Annotated in this window: 1 protein-coding gene; it reads left to right on the top strand. The window is 65.4% G+C overall.

The window, feature by feature from the left end; translation table 11 throughout:
- The first annotated feature begins 572 nt into the window (after window positions 1-572).
- Window positions 573-19979 (top strand): FG-GAP-like repeat-containing protein, encoded by a 19407-nt coding sequence (locus tag VNH11_08455; GenBank protein HVA46390.1) that lies wholly within the window; start codon window positions 573-575, stop codon window positions 19977-19979.
- Window positions 19980-20179: the final 200 nt, after the last annotated feature.

Genomic DNA, 20179 nt, shown 5'->3' with positions numbered 1-20179 from the left:
AGCGGCGCTCGTTGTGCGCGCAGAAGGCGGGGTTTGTTCGTCGCGCAGCAAGTTTACTTTTATCGCTCGCCGCCGGAGACCGCCAACGCGGATGGTTCAATGATCCACACCAAAGCGAAGCGTCAGCGAGGCAAGCCCGCCGACGGCGCCGCATCGCCCACGCCAAAGCGTCAAATCCACCAGCCCAGGGCTACGCTCCGCGTGCGCTGTAGCCCGGAACGGACGTCATTCGATAGCCCAGGGTGCAGCGCAGCGCAACCCTGGGTCACCGTTGGTCGCAATCAGTCGGTAGCCCTGAAAGGGCGTGATTCCCGTGACATTGCCGCCGATAGCGATTCAACCGCGCGGCGCGGAGCTCGGGCACACGTCACGCGGAATGGCGCCCCGTTGGGGCTGACGGTCTTTTTGGGCGCCGTCAACCCAGGGCTCCGCTGCGCTGCGCCCTGGGCTATCGAATACGACCCCTTCGGGGTCGGCAGACCCCATCCGCCGGTAACCAACCATCTCCTTCACCATCGAGGCAAGCTCGATGGGGTCGTGTCTTTCGTCCTCCATCCTTCAACGAGGTTCTCATGAACCGCTCAAGAAAATCGAAACGCCGAGCATGGCCCGCGGGCCGACGCAAACTGGGCCGCTTGGATCAGCGGCTGTTCCATGCCTGCGGCGAACCGCTGGAGAGGCGGATTCTGTTGGCCGGTTACGGCGACGGGCCGATGCGGTTCGAACCGAACGTCGGGCAAACCGATCCGCAGGCGCTCTACATCGCACGCGGCAGCGATTACTCGCTCTTTCTGACGTCGAACCAGGCGGTGCTGAGCCTGCCCTCGACTACCGCACCCACGGCCACTGCGGCCGACGCCGCCACGTCGGCCACGACGGCTTCAGCGGCCACGACGGCCACGCCCGCGCCTACAACGCCGCCCGCCGCCATCGGCGCCGTGCTGACCATGACGCTCGTGGGGGCGACCCCCGGCGCCTCCGTCACCGGCCAGGACGTGCTGACGAGCAAGAGCAACTACCTCAACGGCAACGATCAATCCAAGTGGCTGACCGATGTGCCCAACTACGGCCAGGTGGCCTATCACGACGTCTATCCGGGCGTCGATCTCACCTATTACGGCAACAACCAGCAGCTTGAATACGATTTCACCGTCGCGCCCGGCGGCGACCCTTCGGCCATCAAGCTCAGCTTCAGCGGCGCCGACAAGATAACGATTGACGGCCAAGGAAACCTCGTGCTGCACACGGCCGTGGGCGACGTGGTCGAGCACGCCCCGGTCGTTTATCAGGGCGATGGCGGCCAGCGCCAGGCGCTTAGCGGCAACTACGTCATCGGCGACGACGGCACGGTGAGCTTCACCGTCGGCGCTTACGACCACGCGCGTCCGCTGGTGATCGACCCGGTGCTGGTCTACGCGACGTATCTCGGTCAGCCGGGGACCTTCGTCGGCGCCTTCGGTTTCGCAGGCGGATTCGCTTCGGCCAACGCCGTGGCGGCCGACAACCGAGGCAACGCCTACGTCACGGGAGCGATCGGCACCAACAGTTTCCCCCTGACCACAAAAGACCAGTTCAACGGCAACGGTTTCACTGGGGAATACGACGTCTTCGTGACCAAGCTCGACCAGAGCGGGAACATCGTCTTCTCGACGTACTGGGGCGGCCAGCCCGCTCACAATGACTTTGCGGAGACGCAGGGTAATGGCATCGCCGTTCACGACGACGGCAAGGGAAACGTCAGCATCTACGTCACCGGCAGCACGACGTACGGATCGTTTCTGTTCTCGGCTGAAAACGTGCCGGCCCAAGTCACCAACTGGATCGGGTACTCACCCCTCGTGAACGCCTTTCAGTCCGCCCCGCCTTTGTCTGAGCTCCCCAGAGCCGACACCCCGCTCGCGTTCGTGGCCGAGCTTCTTCCCAGTGGCAGCGGTTTCGCCTATTCCAGTTATGTCTACGATACGTATTACTTCAACGCTTATCATCCGGACGCGGTGATCCCCGCCCAGGGAAACGGAATTGCCGTCGATCCAGCCGGCAATGCCTATGTGGTCGGGACTTCCGGCTTCAACGGCGGCGGTCATCAGGCATTCGTGGCGCGCATCGCCCCTGGCGGCAGCCTCGACTGGAAGGACTACGTCGGCTCGGCGGGGACCTTTGGCAACGCCATCGCGCTCGACACCACGGACGACGTCTTCTTCGCCGGGACAACGCTCGATACGCAGCTCGGGAATTACACGTTCGTCGAGGAGTCGCTAGGCGGGAACGACGCTTATGTGTCGAAGCTCTCGGCGAAGGACGGATCGCAGCTCGCCGCGGCGCGACTGGGCGGGAATCACGACGATTTCGGCGAAGGCGTGGCGGTGGACGGCGCCGGCAACGTCTACCTGGCAGGAACCACCTTTAGCACGAACTTTCCCACGACGCCTGGCGCTCTCGAAACCACCAAGCCGGGCGACGGTGTTCAAAACTTTGGCAGCGCCGCCGGCTTCGTGGCGAAGCTCGCCGGCGACTTCTCCAAGCTCGTTTACTCAACCTATTTGGGCGGCGGCACGGGCGTCATTCAGACCACGCACGACGGCCACACCTACCCGTTCGATTTCGGGGACTTTGCGCATGCCATTGCCGTCGACGCCGCTGGCGACGCCTTTATTGTCGGCAGCTCGGCCACGACGGATTTCCCCGTGGTCGATGCCATCCAGGCGCAGCACTCGCCGGAGCCGCCCGACGAGGGCTACGGCTTCCCGGGGCCGTTCGACGCCTTTGTCGCCGAGCTCGATCCCAGCGGCTCAGCGCTGCTCTACTCGACCTACCTCGGCGGCACCGGTAACGACGTGGCGTACGGCGTCGCCTTGGACCGCCTGGGCAATGCTTACGTGGTCGGCACCACCGACTCCACCGACTTTCCCACAACGGCCAACGCGGTTCAGAGCGGATTCAATCGACCAGCAGGTCAATTCGATGGCTACACAAGCATAAACAACGCGGATAGCTACTTCTACCCCAGCGGCGCTAATGTCCTTGATTTATCTCAGCAGGTCACTTCGGCCTTTGTGGCGCGGCTCAGCGGGCCGCTGCGCGTGACGGCCTTGCCGGTAAACGCCTCACTGGGCGTGCCGTTCTTCGGTCCGGTGGCGTCCTTTGTCGCTCCCGATCCCAAGGCGAACTTCAGCGGCACGCGCATCAATTGGGGAGACGGCGACTCCAACGACCAGAACGTCAGCATCGTGCAGCCGGGCGGGCCGGATACGCCCTTTGTGGTGATGGGCAGTCACACCTACGCGAAGCTGGGGAGCTATCCCGTCGTGGTAACCGTTCATGACGCCGACGTGACGACGAACGTCGACGTCAGCCAGATGGGCGGCAACCAAAGTGAAACCACGATCGCCGTCGATCCGAACAACAGCGAGCGCCTGTTCCTCGCCTCGAATCATGATGCTCCGCCCACGGCAACCAATCCGGGCATCGGGATCTTCGCGGCCTATAGCACCGACGGCGGCAAAACCTGGTCGCCGACCGACCCGCGCGATCACTTGATCGGCGACGGGGACGATCCGCTGATTCGCAGCGGTGGCGATCCCAAGGCGGTCTTCGACCAGTTCGGCAACCTCTTCCTGGTCTATATCAACGCTCGAGTCAACGCGGTGGTGCTGGTTGTCAGTTCCGACGGCGGCAAAACCTTCAGTCCACTGGCCACGTTCCCCGACGCCGGCGGAGTCGACCAACCCTCCGTCGCGGTCGGTCCTGGAATCGGGGGCGTGGGCGGCAGCGTGTGGGTGACCTTCGAATCGAATACGCCCACGGATCACATCAACGTCACCGGCGCAGCGGTGAGCGGTCCGGTGAGCGGTGCTGGGGGAATTGGGAGTATCGGTGCCTTTCTTCCCGTGGCGACCGCCCCTGGCCCAGCGGGGAGCGCCGGACCCGTGCTCGGGAACTTTGGCGGAATCGACGTCGGCCCGAACGGGCAGGTACTGGTCAGCTACATGGATGCCGCCTCCGGCCCGGGCCCGTCCGAGGTGTTCGTCAATCTGGATCCGAGTGGCCTGGCGGGCGGTTTTAATCCGGCCATCGTCGTCCCCGCCCCGTCGACACCGGCCGGGAGCCACACCACGGCCACCAATGTTGGCGCCGATCTGCCGATCAACGCCCAGGACGATTCCGTCGTGGCTGGCGTCCGGCTGGGCATTGATGCCTTGCCGCGTCTGGCGTGGGACCGGTCTCCCAAAAGCGCCCACCAGGGCCGTGTCTACCTGGTCTACACCGACTCTCCCGCGGTCGGGAGCCAAAACACGAACATCGTTCTTCGCTATTCCGACGACAACGGCACGACGTGGAGCAACCCCGTGAAGGTCAACGACGACGGCGGCGGGGCGAGCCACTTCTGGCCCAGCGTGGCCGTCGACCCGAGCACCGGTAGCGTCGGAGTCTCCTGGTACGATACGCGCAACGATCCCGGCGTGGCGCCTGGCGGCGACACGGATGGAGAGCTCCCCAACGACGATGCTCAACTCTTCGGCGCCGTCAGCGGTGACGGCGGCAACACCTTCTCGGCCAACGTCCAGATCAGCATCGGCAGTTCCGACGACGACAACGTGCTGCAAAACCCGGCGAACTCCCGCGACATCGATTTCGGCGATTACGAAGGGGCGGCCTTCGCCAACGGCTTCTTTTACCCGGCCTGGGCCGACAACAGTCGCGCCTTGGGCGCAAACCCGGACCTGCCAAATTACGACGCGGCGGTTGCCCGCATCGCCGTCGCCCAGGTGCTCGCCGACACGCCCAAAGTAACCGTCACGCCGCCCACGACCAGCGAAGGCCAGACCTTTCAAGGCACGATCGCCAAATTCACCGATCCCGATCCGAACCTCTCCGCCACGGACTTCACCGTCACCATCGATTGGGCCGACGGCTCCAAGCCGGACAGCGTCACACCGACCGGCGACGCCACCAACGGCTATGTGGTACGCGCGACGCACACCTACGCCGAAGAAGGCGGCTATCCGGTCCAGGTTACGGTACACGACAACGTACACGATGTGAGCGGCAGCACCACCAACGCGCTCGATATCAGCAAGCTGCCGGGCAACCAGGCCGAGGGTACGATCGCCATCAACCCGCACGATCCGAAGCAGCTCTTCGCGGCCTCCAACGAGGAGGGACTCGGCCTGTTCGCCGCATACAGCACCGACGGCGGCGACAGTTGGACGAGCCGCCCGATGGCCGACGGCTCGGACGGCCTGACGGAAGCTTGCTGCGACCCGATTGCCGCCTTCGACCAGTACGGCAACCTGTTCCTCACCTACCTCGACATAACAAACAAGCTGATCGTGGTCGCGATCAGCAGCGACGGCGGGCAAAGCTTTACGCAACTCACGACCTTCAGCGACGCAAGCGGCGTCGATAAGCCGTCGCTGGCGACCGGTCCGGGTCAAGGCGGCAAGGACGCCAGCGTGTGGGTCGCTTACCAGAACAACTCGCCGACGCATGCGATCACGGTCGTCGGGGCCGCGGTGAGCGGCGCGGTGCGCGCCCTGGGCGCCGGCGCCATCGGCCCATTCGGCACTCCGCAAGCGATGGTTGACGCGGGCGCCAACCTCGCTTACCTGGCGATCGGCGCGACCGGCGACGTCGTGCTCATCTATCAAAGTCCGACCGGGAGCGTGGGTCCGTCGGCCGTTTATGCCAGCTTCAATGCCAGCGGCGCGCCGGGCGCGTTTGGGGCGCCGACCAAGGTCACCGATACCAATGTCGGTGGACAGCTCGCCATTCCCGCCCAGGCGGACCGGAAGGTCCATGCTGGGGCGAACGTGGCGATCGATACCAGCGACGCCGGCCATAAGGGCCGCATCTACGTCGTTTATACCGGCTCGGATGCCGTGGGCAGCGCTGTGACCAATATCTTTGTCCGTTACTCCGACGATCAGGCCAAAACCTGGAGCGATCCAGTCAAGGTGAACGACGACACCAGCACAAGCAGCAAGTTTTTTCCCGGCATCGCCGTCGATGAGAGCACGGGCAACGTCGGGGTTTCCTGGTATGACACGCGCAACGACCCAAGCAACGTCAAGGCCCAGTTTTTCGCCGCGGTCAGCACGCAAGGCGGGAAGAGCTTCTCCACCAACATCCAGGTGAGCCCCGGCAGCTCCAACGCCACCGATTTGGGGCTCGATAGCGCGGGACAACGCAACCAGTACAACGACTACACCGGTCTGGCCTTCGCGCAGAACATTCTCTATCCGCTCTGGGCCGACAACAGTCCGCAACTGCAAGGCAACCCGGACCAGCCGCAATTCGAGCAGGCGGTGTCGAAGATCAACGTCGCCTATGTCAGCGACCGGCCCCTGACAGCCCAGGCGAATGATATTGCCGGCGACGTCAAGGCGGAGGGCGAGGACTTTACCGCCGCCTTGGCCACCTTTACCGACGCAGACCCGAACGCTCAGCCCGGTGTGTACAAGGCCACCATCGATTGGGGCGATAAGACCGATCCGGCGACCGGCACGATCACAGGGGGCGGCGGCGGTTTTACTGTAACCGGCGAACACGCCTACGAGGAAGAAGGCAGCTACACTGTCAGCGTGACGATCAACGACGTCGGCGGCGCCTCGGCAAAAGTCACCCTTGACGCCCAGATTGAAGACGGCAAGCTGACAGCGAGCAACAACACCATTGCTCCGGCGGAAGGGCTTCCATTTTATGGCACGGTCGCCACGTTTAGCGACAGCGATCCCAATGGCGAGCCCAAAGATTACCAAACGAACATCGACTGGGGCGACGGCAGCTCCTCCACGGTGGGACAGGTGGCCTTCGACGGCACCGGCGCGCTCGTCTGGACGCCGGACCGCGGGTTGTTGGGCATCGGCAATGTCTCGACCGGACCCGACGCGGGAACGCCTTATTTGCTGTCGATCGACTACCGAACAAACAATCCGCCTCCGCCAACCCCCCTGCTAAAGCTCACGCCCGACTTTCGCGGTGGAGTTGCGGAGGGTGCGAACTTTAAACTGTATGCGCTCAGCAACAACGATTCCGGCGAGTCGTTCCTCAACCTACTCGATCCGGACAAACAGACTGTTTCGCAGCTCGCGTATCTAGGCAGTAACTTCACCGGCGGCCTGGCCTACGACTGGCAAGACGGCAACCTCTACGCGGTCGCGGTCAGCGGGGGCAGCTCGACCTTGTTCTCCATCGATCCCAAGACTTGGGCGGTGAAGCAGGTCGGCAGCCTGGGCAGCTTCTCGGTCACCGGGTTCACCTACCTAGCAAGTAATTTCTTTTTCGCCGTTGCCACCGACGCCAAAGGCGCCTCGACGCTCTACCAGGTGCAGATGGGCGCGACCGTGAAGGCCACATCGCTGTTGAAGATCGGCACCGGCTTCACCGGCGGCCTGGGCTTCCAACTTTACCCACCGGCCGTCTCCGGTGGCTTCATCAACTTGCTCGCCGTGTCCGGAGACGGTAGCGGCTCGGCGGTGCTCAATCTTGTGTCGAGTGGGGGAGGCAAGCCCGAGCCGTTGTTCGAAATCGGGGCCCAGTACAACAACGGTTTAGACGTGATCGGCGCTCATACGTATTTGGATGAGGCGGCCATGGCGATTTCCGTGCGCGTGCTCGACGCGGGCGGCAGTCAGGTAACGGCCAGCGGCAACGCTCAGATTCAAGACGAGCCGCCGGTGCCGTTGCCGCCTTCGGCCACGCTCACCGCCTTCCAAGGTTTTGCCACCGGCCCGCTCACGCTCGCCTCGTTCCAGGTGCCGCACGGTGTGGAAACCGGAACCAGCGAGTACACGGCCACGGTCAATTGGGGCGACGGCGGCAAGCCTGACGCCGCCGCAGTCGCCATCAGCAACGCGCACCTTGTCGTCTCCTCTTCGGGCCACGTTTACTCCAAAGCTGGCAACAAACAACCGGTTGTCACGCTCAGCGACGACACCGGCGACGCCGCGACCATGACCGACACGGTCGATGTGCTGCCCGACGTCACCAAGAAAGTCAAAGTTGTGGGGCTGGGCGGGAAAGTCAACCCCAAGAGCGGAGTGGTCAGTTCGTCGGGAAGCGTGCTCAACCTCGGCGGTGTAACGCTGAAGGGACCATTCTACCTGATTGTCAAGGGACTGCCCGGCGGAGTCACGCTGGCCAATGCCGACGGCGTGCTTCCTTCCGGCGAGGCATATCACCTTCTCCAGGTGAGCCAGTTGTCGCCCGGCCAGTCGGCCGACGTGACGCTTCAGTTCAGCGACCCCAGCCTGGCGAAGTTTAGCTACAAGGTAACGGTCATCGATGGGCCGTTCGGCGCGGCGACGCCGGTCGGCGCCACGCCGGCGCTGGGCGGCGCCGGCGCAGGCTTCGTCGCCAACGTCGGGCAGACCGACTCGCAGGCGCGGTTCGTATCGCAAGGCGCGGGGTATTCGCTATTTCTCACCTCAACCGAAGCCGTGCTGACCCTCGACCCGCCGAAATCGACGCCAACCGGAAACACGGATGGTGGGCCGGCGCTCGCAAGCTCGCTTGTCCCACCCTACGCGGCTTCGGGTTCGTATGCGCCCAGCGTCGTGCAGTTGGCCCTGGTGGGCGCCAACGCCTCGGCCGAGCCGATCGGGCTCGATCCGCTGTCGGGCAAGACGAATTATCTGGTTGGCAATGACCCCTCGAAATGGGAGACGGGCGCCACGTCGTACGCGCGGGTCGAGTATCGCGACGTTTATCCCGGCATCACGCTCGACTACCACAGCTCGGCCACGGCGCGGCTGGAGTACGACTTTACCGTGGCGCCGGGCGCCGATCCGAACTTGATCCGGCTGTCGATTCAGGGCGCCGAGAGCGTCAGCGTCGACACGGCCGGCAACCTGGTGCTGCACACGGCGGCGGGAGATGTAACGGAACAATCGCCCGTGCTGTATCAAGAGGTGAACGGCGTTCGTCTGGCGGTCGCGGGCGGCTATGTGATCGAGGCCGATGGCTCGGTCGGTTTCCGCGTCGGCGCTTATGACGCCAGCCAGCCGCTGGTCATCGACCCGGTGCTGGTGTTTTCAACCTATCTGGGCGGCAGCCACTACGATCAGGGAAATAGCATCGCCGTCGATGGCGCGGGCAACGTCTACCTGACCGGCCAGACGGCGTCGTTGGACTTTCCGACCTTGGGCGGGTTTGGCCCGCCGCCCGACCTCCTGGCCGGATCCTACGTGGCCTTTGTGACGAAGTACGATTCATCGGGCGCGCTGGTGTACTCGACTTATTTCGGCGGCAGCGGCACGTTTGATATCGCTGGCAGCGTCGTCGGCGACTTTGGCAGCGCCATCGCGGTGGATGCCGCGGGCGAGGCGGTGATCGCCGGCCAGACCTACTCGGCCGACTTTCCGCTCGTGAACCCGCTGCCGGCTCTGTTCGATACCCCCACCGTCTTCCTCGCCAAGTTGAAGGCCGATGGCAGCGGGTTCGTCTTCTCGACTTACCTTGCCGACGCTTTGTCGGCCGCCGGGGTCGCGCTCGATTCCACAGGCAACATCTACGTGGCCGGGTACGATTTCTCCCCGCATTACCACACGACCGCTGGGGCGCTATCGGCAACACCCTCAGGCGGCTTTCTAGAGAAGCTCAGTCCGGCAGGCGACAGCGTCCTCTACGCGACCTATGTGCCCGGCACGGAATATGTCGCGTACGGCGAGGGAGTGACACCGGGAGCATGGGTGAATGCCCTGGCGGTCGATGCGGCAGGCAACGCCTACCTGACCGGCAACGTGTTCAATGCGAAGTATAGCGACCCCTCGGCGTCGCCGCCCAACGAACCGGTGCTGCACGCCGCGCAAGCGACGTTCGGTGGCGGCCAGTTCGACGCCTTTGTGGCCAAGATCGACACGAGCGGCAGCGCGCTCGATTATTGGACTTATCTCGGCGGCAGCGGGAACGACGTCGGCAACGGCATCGCGGTCGACGCCGCGGGAAGCGCCTATGTCGTCGGCACCACCATGTCGACGAGTTTTCCGACCGCCAACGCGCTGCAATCCTCCTTCGGCGGCATTGGGCTTGACGCCAATGGACTGCAGGAGAGCGGACTTGTCGCGGGCGACGCCTTTGTCACCAAACTCAGCCCCGACGGATCGAGCTTCGTCTACTCGACCTACCTGGGCGGCAGCGGACCGGATGTTGGCAGCGGCATCGCCGTCGACGCGGCGGGCAACGCCTACGTGACCGGTCAGGCCGGCTCGGCCGATTTTCCCACGCTGCACGCCGTGCAACCGGTGTTCGGCGGCGATACCAGGACGCAAGGAAACTACTACGACTCGTTGGGCCGAGGCGATGCCTTCCTGGCACGCATCAACGCCAGCGGCGGCGCGCTCGATTACTCGACGTTCCTGGGCGGCAGCGGCACGGATTGGGGCAAAGCCGTCGCGGTCACACCCGGCGGCGGGGCTTACGTGACCGGCTTCACAACCTCGAGCGACTTTCCCACCTTCGACGCCGCCCAGCCGCAGAGCGACATTCCGGCCTATTATTCGTCGCAGCAAACGACCGCCTTTGTGGCCCGGATCGACGCCCAGGGTGCCGGCGTAATTCACCTGACCAACGTCCCCTTCCAACCGACCGAGAGCGCGGCGTTCAGCGGAGTGGTGGCGTCGTTCACCGACAGCGACACTGGCGCCGCCGCCGATTACTCCGCCACCATTGACTGGGGCGACGGCACGACAAGCGTCGGCACCATCACCTCGAACAGCGTGAGAGGGTTCAGCTTCAACGTCAGCGGCGGGCACACCTACTCCGAGGACGGCAGATTTCCGGTCACAGTAACGGTGCATGACACGGACGGCAGCGTGGCCAGCGCGTCGGGTTCCTCCCTCTCCCTCCGGGAGAGGGCCGGGGTGAGGGCGGCTGACTACCAGGTCACGATTGACACGTCATCCCTGGCAGGCACCGCCGGTTTTGTCGACTTGCAGTTCAATCCCGGCGCATTGCCGGATGCACAAGCGGCCGATGTGGTCATCAGCCAGTTCGCCGGCGGCGCGGGCACGCTTGGCAATGCCACGCTCACCGGCGCGGCATCCGGCTCGCTTGCCAATACCGTTCAGCTTGCCAACACGAGCATTCTCAACGAGCTGACGCAGGCGCTGACCTACGGCGGCACGCTTTCCTTCGATGTCACGCTCGAAGGCGACGCCTTGAAGCTGCCGCTCGACGGTCTGTTCGGCAGTATGTTTTCGCTGACGCTGCTGGGGGCCGACGGCGTCACGCCTGTGGACACGACGGCGGCCGATGGCACGGCGCTGAAGATCGGCGTCAGCCCCGACGGCACGACTTCACTGGTGGCGGATTCCGCCGCCGGTAACGCGCTGGTCCACCTGGCGGCGGTCAACACGATCGACGTGGCCGACGCTCCGCTCCAAGCGACGCTCGTGCCGATCCAGGCCGTCGAAGGGATCGCGTTTGGCGGCACGGTGGCCACATTCGCCGATGCCAACGGCACAGCCCCGGCCTCCGACTTTGCCGCCAGCGTCCTCTGGGGCGACGGCACGGCGGCCTCCGCCGGGACGGTCGTGGCCGACGGCGGCGGGCGGTTCCACGTCACGGCCAGCCATACCTTCGCCGAAGCGGGCAACGACGCCCTTCACGTCGTCATCAGCGACAAGGGTGGCAGCCAGGCCGTCGCGGCCTCAGCCAGCCAGCCAACGGCACAGATCACCGGCCTGCAAGCGCCCCGCTCCGCCTACGAGGGCGCGTGGTCGGTGATGGCCAGCGGCGACCTCAGGCGCGACGGCAAGCTCGACCTGGTGGTCGGACGCTTGTACCAAACCACACCGGGTTCGTTCCAGTCGGAACTGCTGGTGCTGTTGGGCAATGGCGATGGTTCGTTCGCCAGCCCGACAACGATCACGATACCGGCCAGCGATCCGCAGCCGGTGGACTCGATCGCCATCGCCGATTTCAACGGCGACGGCAAGCCCGACATCGCCGCCTCCGGAATGATTTTCCTGGGCAACGGCGACGGCACGTTCCAGGCCGGCGTGGCGTTCGACACCGGCGCGCAGCCGATCGTCTCGCAGGCCGTGGCCGACTTGAATGGCGACGGCAAGCTCGACCTGGTGGTGGCTGGCGGAGGCGGCGCGCAGGTCTTCATCGGCAACGGCGACGGCACCTTCGCCAGCGGCGTCACCTACGGTGCCGAGACCCAGCAGATCACGTCGCAAGTGTTTCTCGGCAACTTTCATTCGGGCGGCAAGCCCGACATCGTCCTCGCCACGACCTCGGTCGCTACCTGGCTCTTGCCCAACCTGGGCGATGGAACGTTCGGCACCGCAGTGCAGGTCGCCAGCGGCCTCTCGGTCGCCGCGGTGGGAGACCTCAATGGCGACGGCAAGCTCGACCTGGTGGCGTTCGACGGTTCGCCGGCGGCGCCGGGCACGCGCCTGGCCACGCTCATGGGCAACGGCGACGGCACCTTCCAGTCGCCGCTCGCGTACGACGCCGGAGTCGCTTTCGGGGCGACCACTCTGGGCGATTTCTACGGCCACGGCAAGCTCGACATCGCGGTCGCCGACGGGGGAACGCCGGCGGGGAGCGACGTATTCGGTTCGGGCGTCACCGTGCTGCGGAATAAGGGCGACGGCACGTTCGCGGCGCCCGTGTCGTTTGCCGTTCCAAGCGGAGCTGGGGGCCTGGTCGCCGGAGACTTCAACGGCGACGGCAACCTCGACCTGGCGATGAGTTCCAATTCCAACGGTTATGGGTCCGTGAGCATCCTGTTGGGTCGCGGCGACGGCACGTTCGTCAACGGCAAGGTCACCGCGACAGGCAGCGTCGTCACCGGCCTGGCGACCGCCGACTTCAACGGCGACGGCCACAGCGACGTGGCGGTGACGGGCGGCGTCGTGGGCGTCGAAGTCCTTGCCGGCAACGGCGACGGCACGTATCAGAGCGCCAAGGTTTTTGCCGCCAGCGACGCCAGCCAAACGGGCCCGGCCCTGCTCTCGGCCGATTTCAACGGCGACGGCAAGCCCGACCTCGTGACCGGCACGTCGCTCTTCGCGGGCAACGGCGACGGCAGCTATCAGCCGGCCACCACCTGGAACAGCGTGGGCGCCAGGGCGGCAGCCACCGGCGACTTCACCGCCGACGGCAAGCCCGACCTGGTGAGCTCCGCCTATGACTTTTCGACCAACACCACGTCCTTGGCCGTTTGGCTCAACGACGGCCACGGCTTGTTTACGACCTCGTGGTCGTACACGGTCAACGGAACGGGCGGCGCTCCCGTCGTGGCCGACCTGAATGGCGACGGCAAGCTCGACCTGCTGGTGCCGGCGAGCGCGGCAGTCTTGCAAGGTCAAGCCTACGTCAGTCAGGTGCTCGTGTTCCTGGGCAACGGCGACGGGACGTTCCAGACGCCGCTAAGCTACACCGTCGCCAGCAGCGGCCTGGAAGGGGCGACGGTCGGCGATTTCAAGGGGAACGGCAAGCCGGACATCGCGGTCGCCGCCATAGGCGGTGTATACGTGTTGCTCGGCAACGGCGACGGCACGTTCCAGCCGGCCGTCAGCGTCTTTACCGCGTCGGTGGTCGACTCCGTTTCAGCGGGCGACTTCAACCAAGACGGCAAGGCCGATCTGCTCGTGACCACCGAGCCGAGCACCAGCGAAGTGGTGACCGTGCTTCTCAGCAACGGCGACGGCACGTTCCGCACCGGCCAAACGATCGATACCGGATTTCAGGGAACCGGCGGCGCGCTGGTGGCCGATTTTAACGGCGACGGCAAGCTCGACTTCGCCCTCTCCCCGAGGGCCGTCCACCTGTATCTCGGCAACGGCGACGGCACGTTCCAGACAGGCCCCGTGTACGCGACGGCGACCATTAGCGGCTCATCACTTATCACCATGGCCGCCGCCGACGTGACGGGCGATGGGCGGACGGATCTGCTCACCAGGTCGACCGATTTCAACGTTTCGGGTGCCACCTTCGGCGTGCTGCTCGGCCAAGCCGACGGCACGCTCCGCGCCGGCCGCGTCTATAGTTTGCCGCACGGAGGAGTTACCGCGGGGCCGCCGTTGGCGGTCGACTTGCGCGGCAGCGGCAAACCCGACCTCGTGGCGGTGCAGGGTGCGCCAGACTTCTCGGAATATGCCCTGGTGCTGGTGAACGACGGCGACGGCACGTTCCAAACCAACCAGTACGATTTCCGCACCGACGCCGAGAAGCAGCAGGGATTCCGCAGCGTGGTGAATGGCTTTACCGTGGGCGATTTCACCGGCGACGGCATCCCCGACATCGTGGCCGACGTCTCCGATAGCAGCTTCACTTTCAGTCCGCAGCGCGTGTTGCTCGTGGGCAACGGCGACGGCACCTTTCAAGCGCCGCGCAGCACGCCGCTGGTGAACATCTACAACACCACGGTCACGGTCCTGCGCGCGGCGGACATCAACGGCGACGGCAAACGCGACCTGGTTACGTATAGCGAAGATCCCATTCAACGCCAGCCGTTTGTGCAGGTCGAGCTCGGCGACGGCAAAGGCGGCTTTGGACCACCGATCGTCACCGGCCCGCTTGCCAATGTCGATTTGTTCAATCATCCGATCGCCTTCACACTCGGCGACTTCAACGGCGACGGCAAGCTCGACGTGGCCGTCGGCACGACCGACGGCTCCGTCGAAGTACTGCTCGGCAATGGCGACGGCACCTTCCAAGCGCCGATCACGTCGGCCTTGGGCATGCCGTCCTCGCAATATGTGGCCGGCGACCTGTACGGCGACGGCAAGACGGACCTGGTGGCGGTCGATGGCGCCGGCGCCGTGGCCGTGCTGCGACCCAACGGCGACGGCACGTTCCAGCCGCCGCTGCGCTACTCCACGGCTTCCACGTTCGTGCAATACGGCAATAGCAACAATTTCGTGTCGCTGGCCGACGTCAACGGCGACGGCGTGCGCGACCTGGTGATTGGGGCGGCCAACGGAATCGCCGCGATCATCAACCAGCCTTCCCTGGCGGCCTCGCAGAACGTCGCCGACGCGGCCCTCTCGGCAGCAGGAGAAAGCGTAACGGCCGTGGCGGGAGCAACGTTTGTTGGCACCGTCGCGCATTTTACCGACGCGAACCCGCAGGGCACGGCCAGCGACTTCACGGCCAACATCGCCTGGGGCGATGGACAAGATTCCGCAGGGACCATCGTCGCCGACGCAGGCGGCGGCTTTGACGTGCTGGGGTCGCACGTCTACGCCTCGGCCGGAACGCTCAACCTGGCGGTCAGCATCGCCGACAAGGATGGCAGCGCCGCGTCAGCAGCAAGCACGATGACCGTCAGCGCGACGCCCGATGCCGCACTCGCGGCAAGCGGAGAAACGGTCGCCGCGACGGCGAACGTGGCGTTTTCCGGCGTGGTCGCGACGTTCACGGACAGCGACGCGGCGGGAACCGCCAGCGACTTCACCGCGTTGGTGGATTGGGGCGACGGCCATAAATCGCTCGGCCTGGTGCAAGCCGGCACGGGCGGAAGCTTTCAGGTGGTCGGCATAAATACTTACGCTCAGGCGGCGACCTACCAGGTTGCCGTATCGATCTTCGATGCGGGCGGCGCTACCGCGATGGCCGCCAGCAGTGCCGACGTGATCGCCAACAACAGTTCGCCCTTGACCGCCGCAGGCGTCACGCTGCAAGCGGTCGAGCAGGCCGCTATAAGCGGCGCCATCGCCACCTTCACCGATTCCAGCCCCGACCACCAGGCAGCCGACTATACGGCGATCATCGTCTGGGGCGATGGCCAGACCTCGAGCGGCGCGATCAGCGCCGATGCGAGCGTGCCCGGCCAGTTCGACGTGGCGGCGGCGCACTCCTACGCCGAGGAAGGCTCATTTTCCATGACCGTTCAGGTGGCCCGCGCGGGCGCCGCGGCGACGGCCGACAGTGCGGCCAACGTGAGCGACGCGCCGCTGGATGTTTCCGGCGTGCAGGTTTCCGCCACTGAGGCGGCGGCCTTCACCGGTGTGGTCGCTTCTTTCAGCGACGGCAATCCGTTTGGCACGCTCGACGAATACGCCGCCACGATTGATTGGGGCGACGGACAAACCTCCGCCGGCGCGATTGCCGCCGGTCCCGGCAACTTCAATCGCTACCTGGTTACGGGAACCAATACCTACGCCACGGCCGGAGAGTATCTTGTCACGGTCACCATCACCGACAACGGAGGCGCCACGGAGCAGGCGCGCGTGGTCGCCAATGTCGCCGACGCCAGCCTGACGGCGACAGGCACGACCTTGTCCGCGGCGATGGCCGCGCCCTTCTCCGGCGTCGTCGCGAGCTTCGCCGACCAGAACGCCGCCAGCACGGCCGCGGATTTTGTCGCGACAATCCTCTGGGGTGATGGCAACGGCAGCGACGGCTCGATTGCGCCCGCTGCCGGCGGCGGCTACGAAGTCAGCGGCACGCACACCTATCTGAACGCCGGCACGTTGCCTGTGACCGTGTCAATCCTCGACACGGGCGGCGGCAATGCTGCTGCCGCTGGTAGCGCCGTGGTGGCCGGGGCAACGGTGCAAGCGACCGCTACGGCGATTCAGGCGACGGAGGCGATTGCCTTCGGCGGTGCCGTGGCGACCTTCACTCTTTCCACGCCGGGTTTTGGCGCGGGCGACTTCCAGGCGGCCATCGATTGGGGCAACGGCCAGACCACCGCCGGCACGGTTGTCTTCGACGCCAGCACCAACCAGTTCAGCGTCATGGGCAGTACGACCTACACCGAGGAGGGAAGCTATCCGGTCAAGATCGCCATCGGCGTCGCCGGCGGCGCCGTCGCCACGCTCAGTTCCACTGCCACCGCCAGCGACGGCCCGCTCACGGCCACGGCCACGGCCACGGCCGTGCCGCTGGCCGCCTTGGAGGCCGTGGCGTTTTCCGGCGAGGTGGCGTACTTCAACGACGCCAATCCGACAGCCCAAACGAGCGACTTCACGGCCCAGATTGTTTGGGGCGACGGCCAGACCACCGCCGGCACGGTGAGCATCGACCCAACGGTGGCCGGCCAGTTCGACGTATCGGGATCGGTCACCTATCAAGCGAGCGGCTCATTGCCGATTGCCGTCACGATTACGGACAAAGGCGGCGCGACGGCCGCCGTGACGGCGACGGCCGCGGTGGAGGTCATGCCTACCTCCACGGGGACAACCCTCCAAGCGCAGGCCGACGTCGCATTCAGCGCGGCCGTGGCCGTCATCAGCGACGTGAACCCCCAAGACCAGCCAAGCGACTACACGGCCACGATCGACTGGGGCGACGGCCACAGCACCGCCGGTCTGGTGACCTACGACGCGACCGACAAAACGCACTTTGACGTGCTGGGCAACGGGGACTATACGAACGCTGGCACGTATAGCGTGACCGTCTCGCTGGTCCGCAACGACGGCCTGCAGTTGAACGTCACCGACGTTGCCCAGGTCTCCACGGCCCCCGACGCGTCGCTGACGGCGCTACCGACCATCCCGATCGACGCCACGCAAAACGCGGCGGTCAACGCCGTGGTGGGAGTGTTTACCGATGCCGACTCGACCGCCGCGTCAAGCGATTACACGGCGACCATCGATTGGGGCGACGGCTCGACTTCCAGCGGCAGCGTCGTCGGCCTCGGCACGCAAACCAGCGCCTTCGGCGTCGTCGGTCAACACACGTATGCCAACTCTGGAACGGATTTTGTCGCAGTTATCGTCAATGACACGGGCGGAGCGACCGCCAAGTTAGGCAATGAGAGCCGTATTGCCGCGGCGGAAACCATCAGCGGAGCGGGCTTGCCGATCGCGGGCGTCGAATCCTCGCCGCTGACGAACGTCGCCCTCGCCACCTTCACCGTGGCCAACGGCTCACCCGAACCGAGCGCGATGGCCGCCACGATCGACTGGGGTGACGGTTCGACATCGGCCGGTTCCGTCTCCTTGTCGGCGGGCATCTACACCGTTTCCGCTTCGCACACGTACAGCGAGGAAGGCACGAAGTCGGTCACGGTGGCCCTCGCCGACACCAGCGGTGCCACCGCGACGGCGACCGGCACGGCGACGATCAGCGATCCGGCCGTCGTGGCCACCGGCGGCTTCAGCTACTCCGCCGTCGAAGGAAGCACGGCGGCCGCCCAGACGCTGGTGACCCTAACGGATCTTGGCGGCGCCGAGCCGCTGAGCAACTACTCGGCCACAATCGACTGGGGCGACGGCGGCAGCGCCACCTCCGGGTCCCTCTCGGTCGATCCCGAAACACATGTCTTGACCGTCAGCGGGCAGCACGCCTACGCCGAAGAAGGAAATTACGCCGTTCACGTCACGCTCCACCACGAAGCGACGCCCGACGTCACGGTGAGCGATACCGCGGCGGTCAGCGATCCCGCGCTGGCGCGCACGGGCGGCTTCACCTATTCGGCCACCGAGGGCAGCACCGCCGGCGCGCAAACGGTGGCCACTTTCACCGATCCTGGCGGCGCCGAGGCCCCGGCGAACTATGCGGCCACGATCGACTGGGGCGACGGTAGTAGTGCCACGCCCGGTTCACTCTCGGTCGATCCCGAAACACACGTCTTGACCGTCAGCGGCCAGCACCCCTACGCCGAAGAAGGAAATTACGCCGTTCACGTCACGCTGCACCACGAAGCGACGCCCGACGTGACGGTGAGCGATACCGCGGCGGTCAGCGATCCGGCGCTGGTGGGCACGGGCGGCTTCACCTATTTGGCCACGCAAGCCAGCGCGGCAGCAACTCAGACGCTGGCGGTATTTACTGATCCCGGTGGCCCGGAGGCGCTTGCCGACTACTCAGCCACGATCGATTGGGGCGACGGCACGACCACCACCGACACAGCGCTCTCGCTCGATGCCAGCAGTTCTACCTTCAGCCTGACCGGCCAGCACGCTTACTCCAACGACGGAACGTTCGCCATTCAGGTTACTTTGCACCACGATGCGGCGCCCGACGCCACGGTGACCGATACCGCGATCATTGCCAGCGCCACGACAAGCGGCGGAGTCGGCATCGACGCCACCGCGGCGGCCGTGACCGGCAATGAACGCAGCGAGCCTAGCGGCGTGACCGTAGCTACTTTCACGGTTGGAGACGGTTCCTTGCCGGCCGCTGATTTTACCGCCGCCATCAACTGGGGTGACGGCGCGACTTCGGCGGGCACGGTGGCAATCTCATCGGGCGACGCAGGCGGGACGCCTACACCACAATATACGGTAACGGGCTCGCACGAGTACCTCGACGAAGGGCATTACCGCGTGCAGGTCAGCATCGAGCAGACGGCGGGCCCGGCGACCAGCGGCGCCACGACGGCCACCGTCAGTGCGACGGCCACGATCCGCGAAGAGCTGCTCGCGGAGGGAACGGTCGGAACGGCGGACCAGAACTACATTCAGGAGATCTATCGCGATCTGTTCGGCCGGCTGGCCGAGCCGGGCGGCCGCGACTTTTGGGTGGGCTTTCTCCGCGAGGGCCAGAGCCGCTCGCAGGTCGCCTACGACATCGTCAAGCTGGCCTTCCCCGAAGAGTTTCAGCGCGACACGGTGGAGGCGCTCTACCAGCAGTATCTGGGCCGTGCCCCGGATGCGGCCGGCATTCAATTCTGGACGGCGTATCTTTACGGCGGCGGAACGATTGAGGGAATGGCCCAGGCGCTGGTCGGCTCCCAGGAGTACTTCCAAACGCAGGGGGGCGGCAGCAATGCGGGCTTTTTAAGAGCCCTCTTTCACGACGCGCTCGGCCGCCCGATCGATGCGGGCAGCCTGGCCTATTTCGAGGGCCTGATGGACCGCGGCCTGACGGCTTCCGACGCGGCGGCCGTCGTCTTTTCGAGCGAGGAATACCGTCGCATTCGCGTCGACGCCCTGTTTGAGCAATTCATGGACCGCCCGGCCGGCGCCGCCGTGGCGGCCTATTTTGCCGGCGAAATCGATCGCGGAGAAAGCGATGAGTTGGTCATCGCCCAGTTGATCTCCTCCGACGAATACTACGATCGCGCGCAGAGCTAGTTTGCCGTCGTTTCTCACGCGATTTTCTGCCCGCTGCAACGGTACCCGAACCGTCAACGCTGACATGTCTGCTAAGTGGCTGCATTTGCCTGCTGGGGCGCCCGCTTTGGCGAGGAGCCAAGAAGTTCCGCAGGAACAAGCGTGTTTTTCTCGATCGGCTATGATGGGTTTATCCCCGTTACGTGCCCCGGAGAACAGGC

This window comes from Pirellulales bacterium (assembly GCA_035533075.1).
GTDB lineage: Bacteria > Planctomycetota > Planctomycetia > Pirellulales > JAICIG01 > DASSFG01.
Note: the sequence above shows the minus strand (reverse complement) of the source record. Positions and strands in the feature narration are given on the sequence as shown.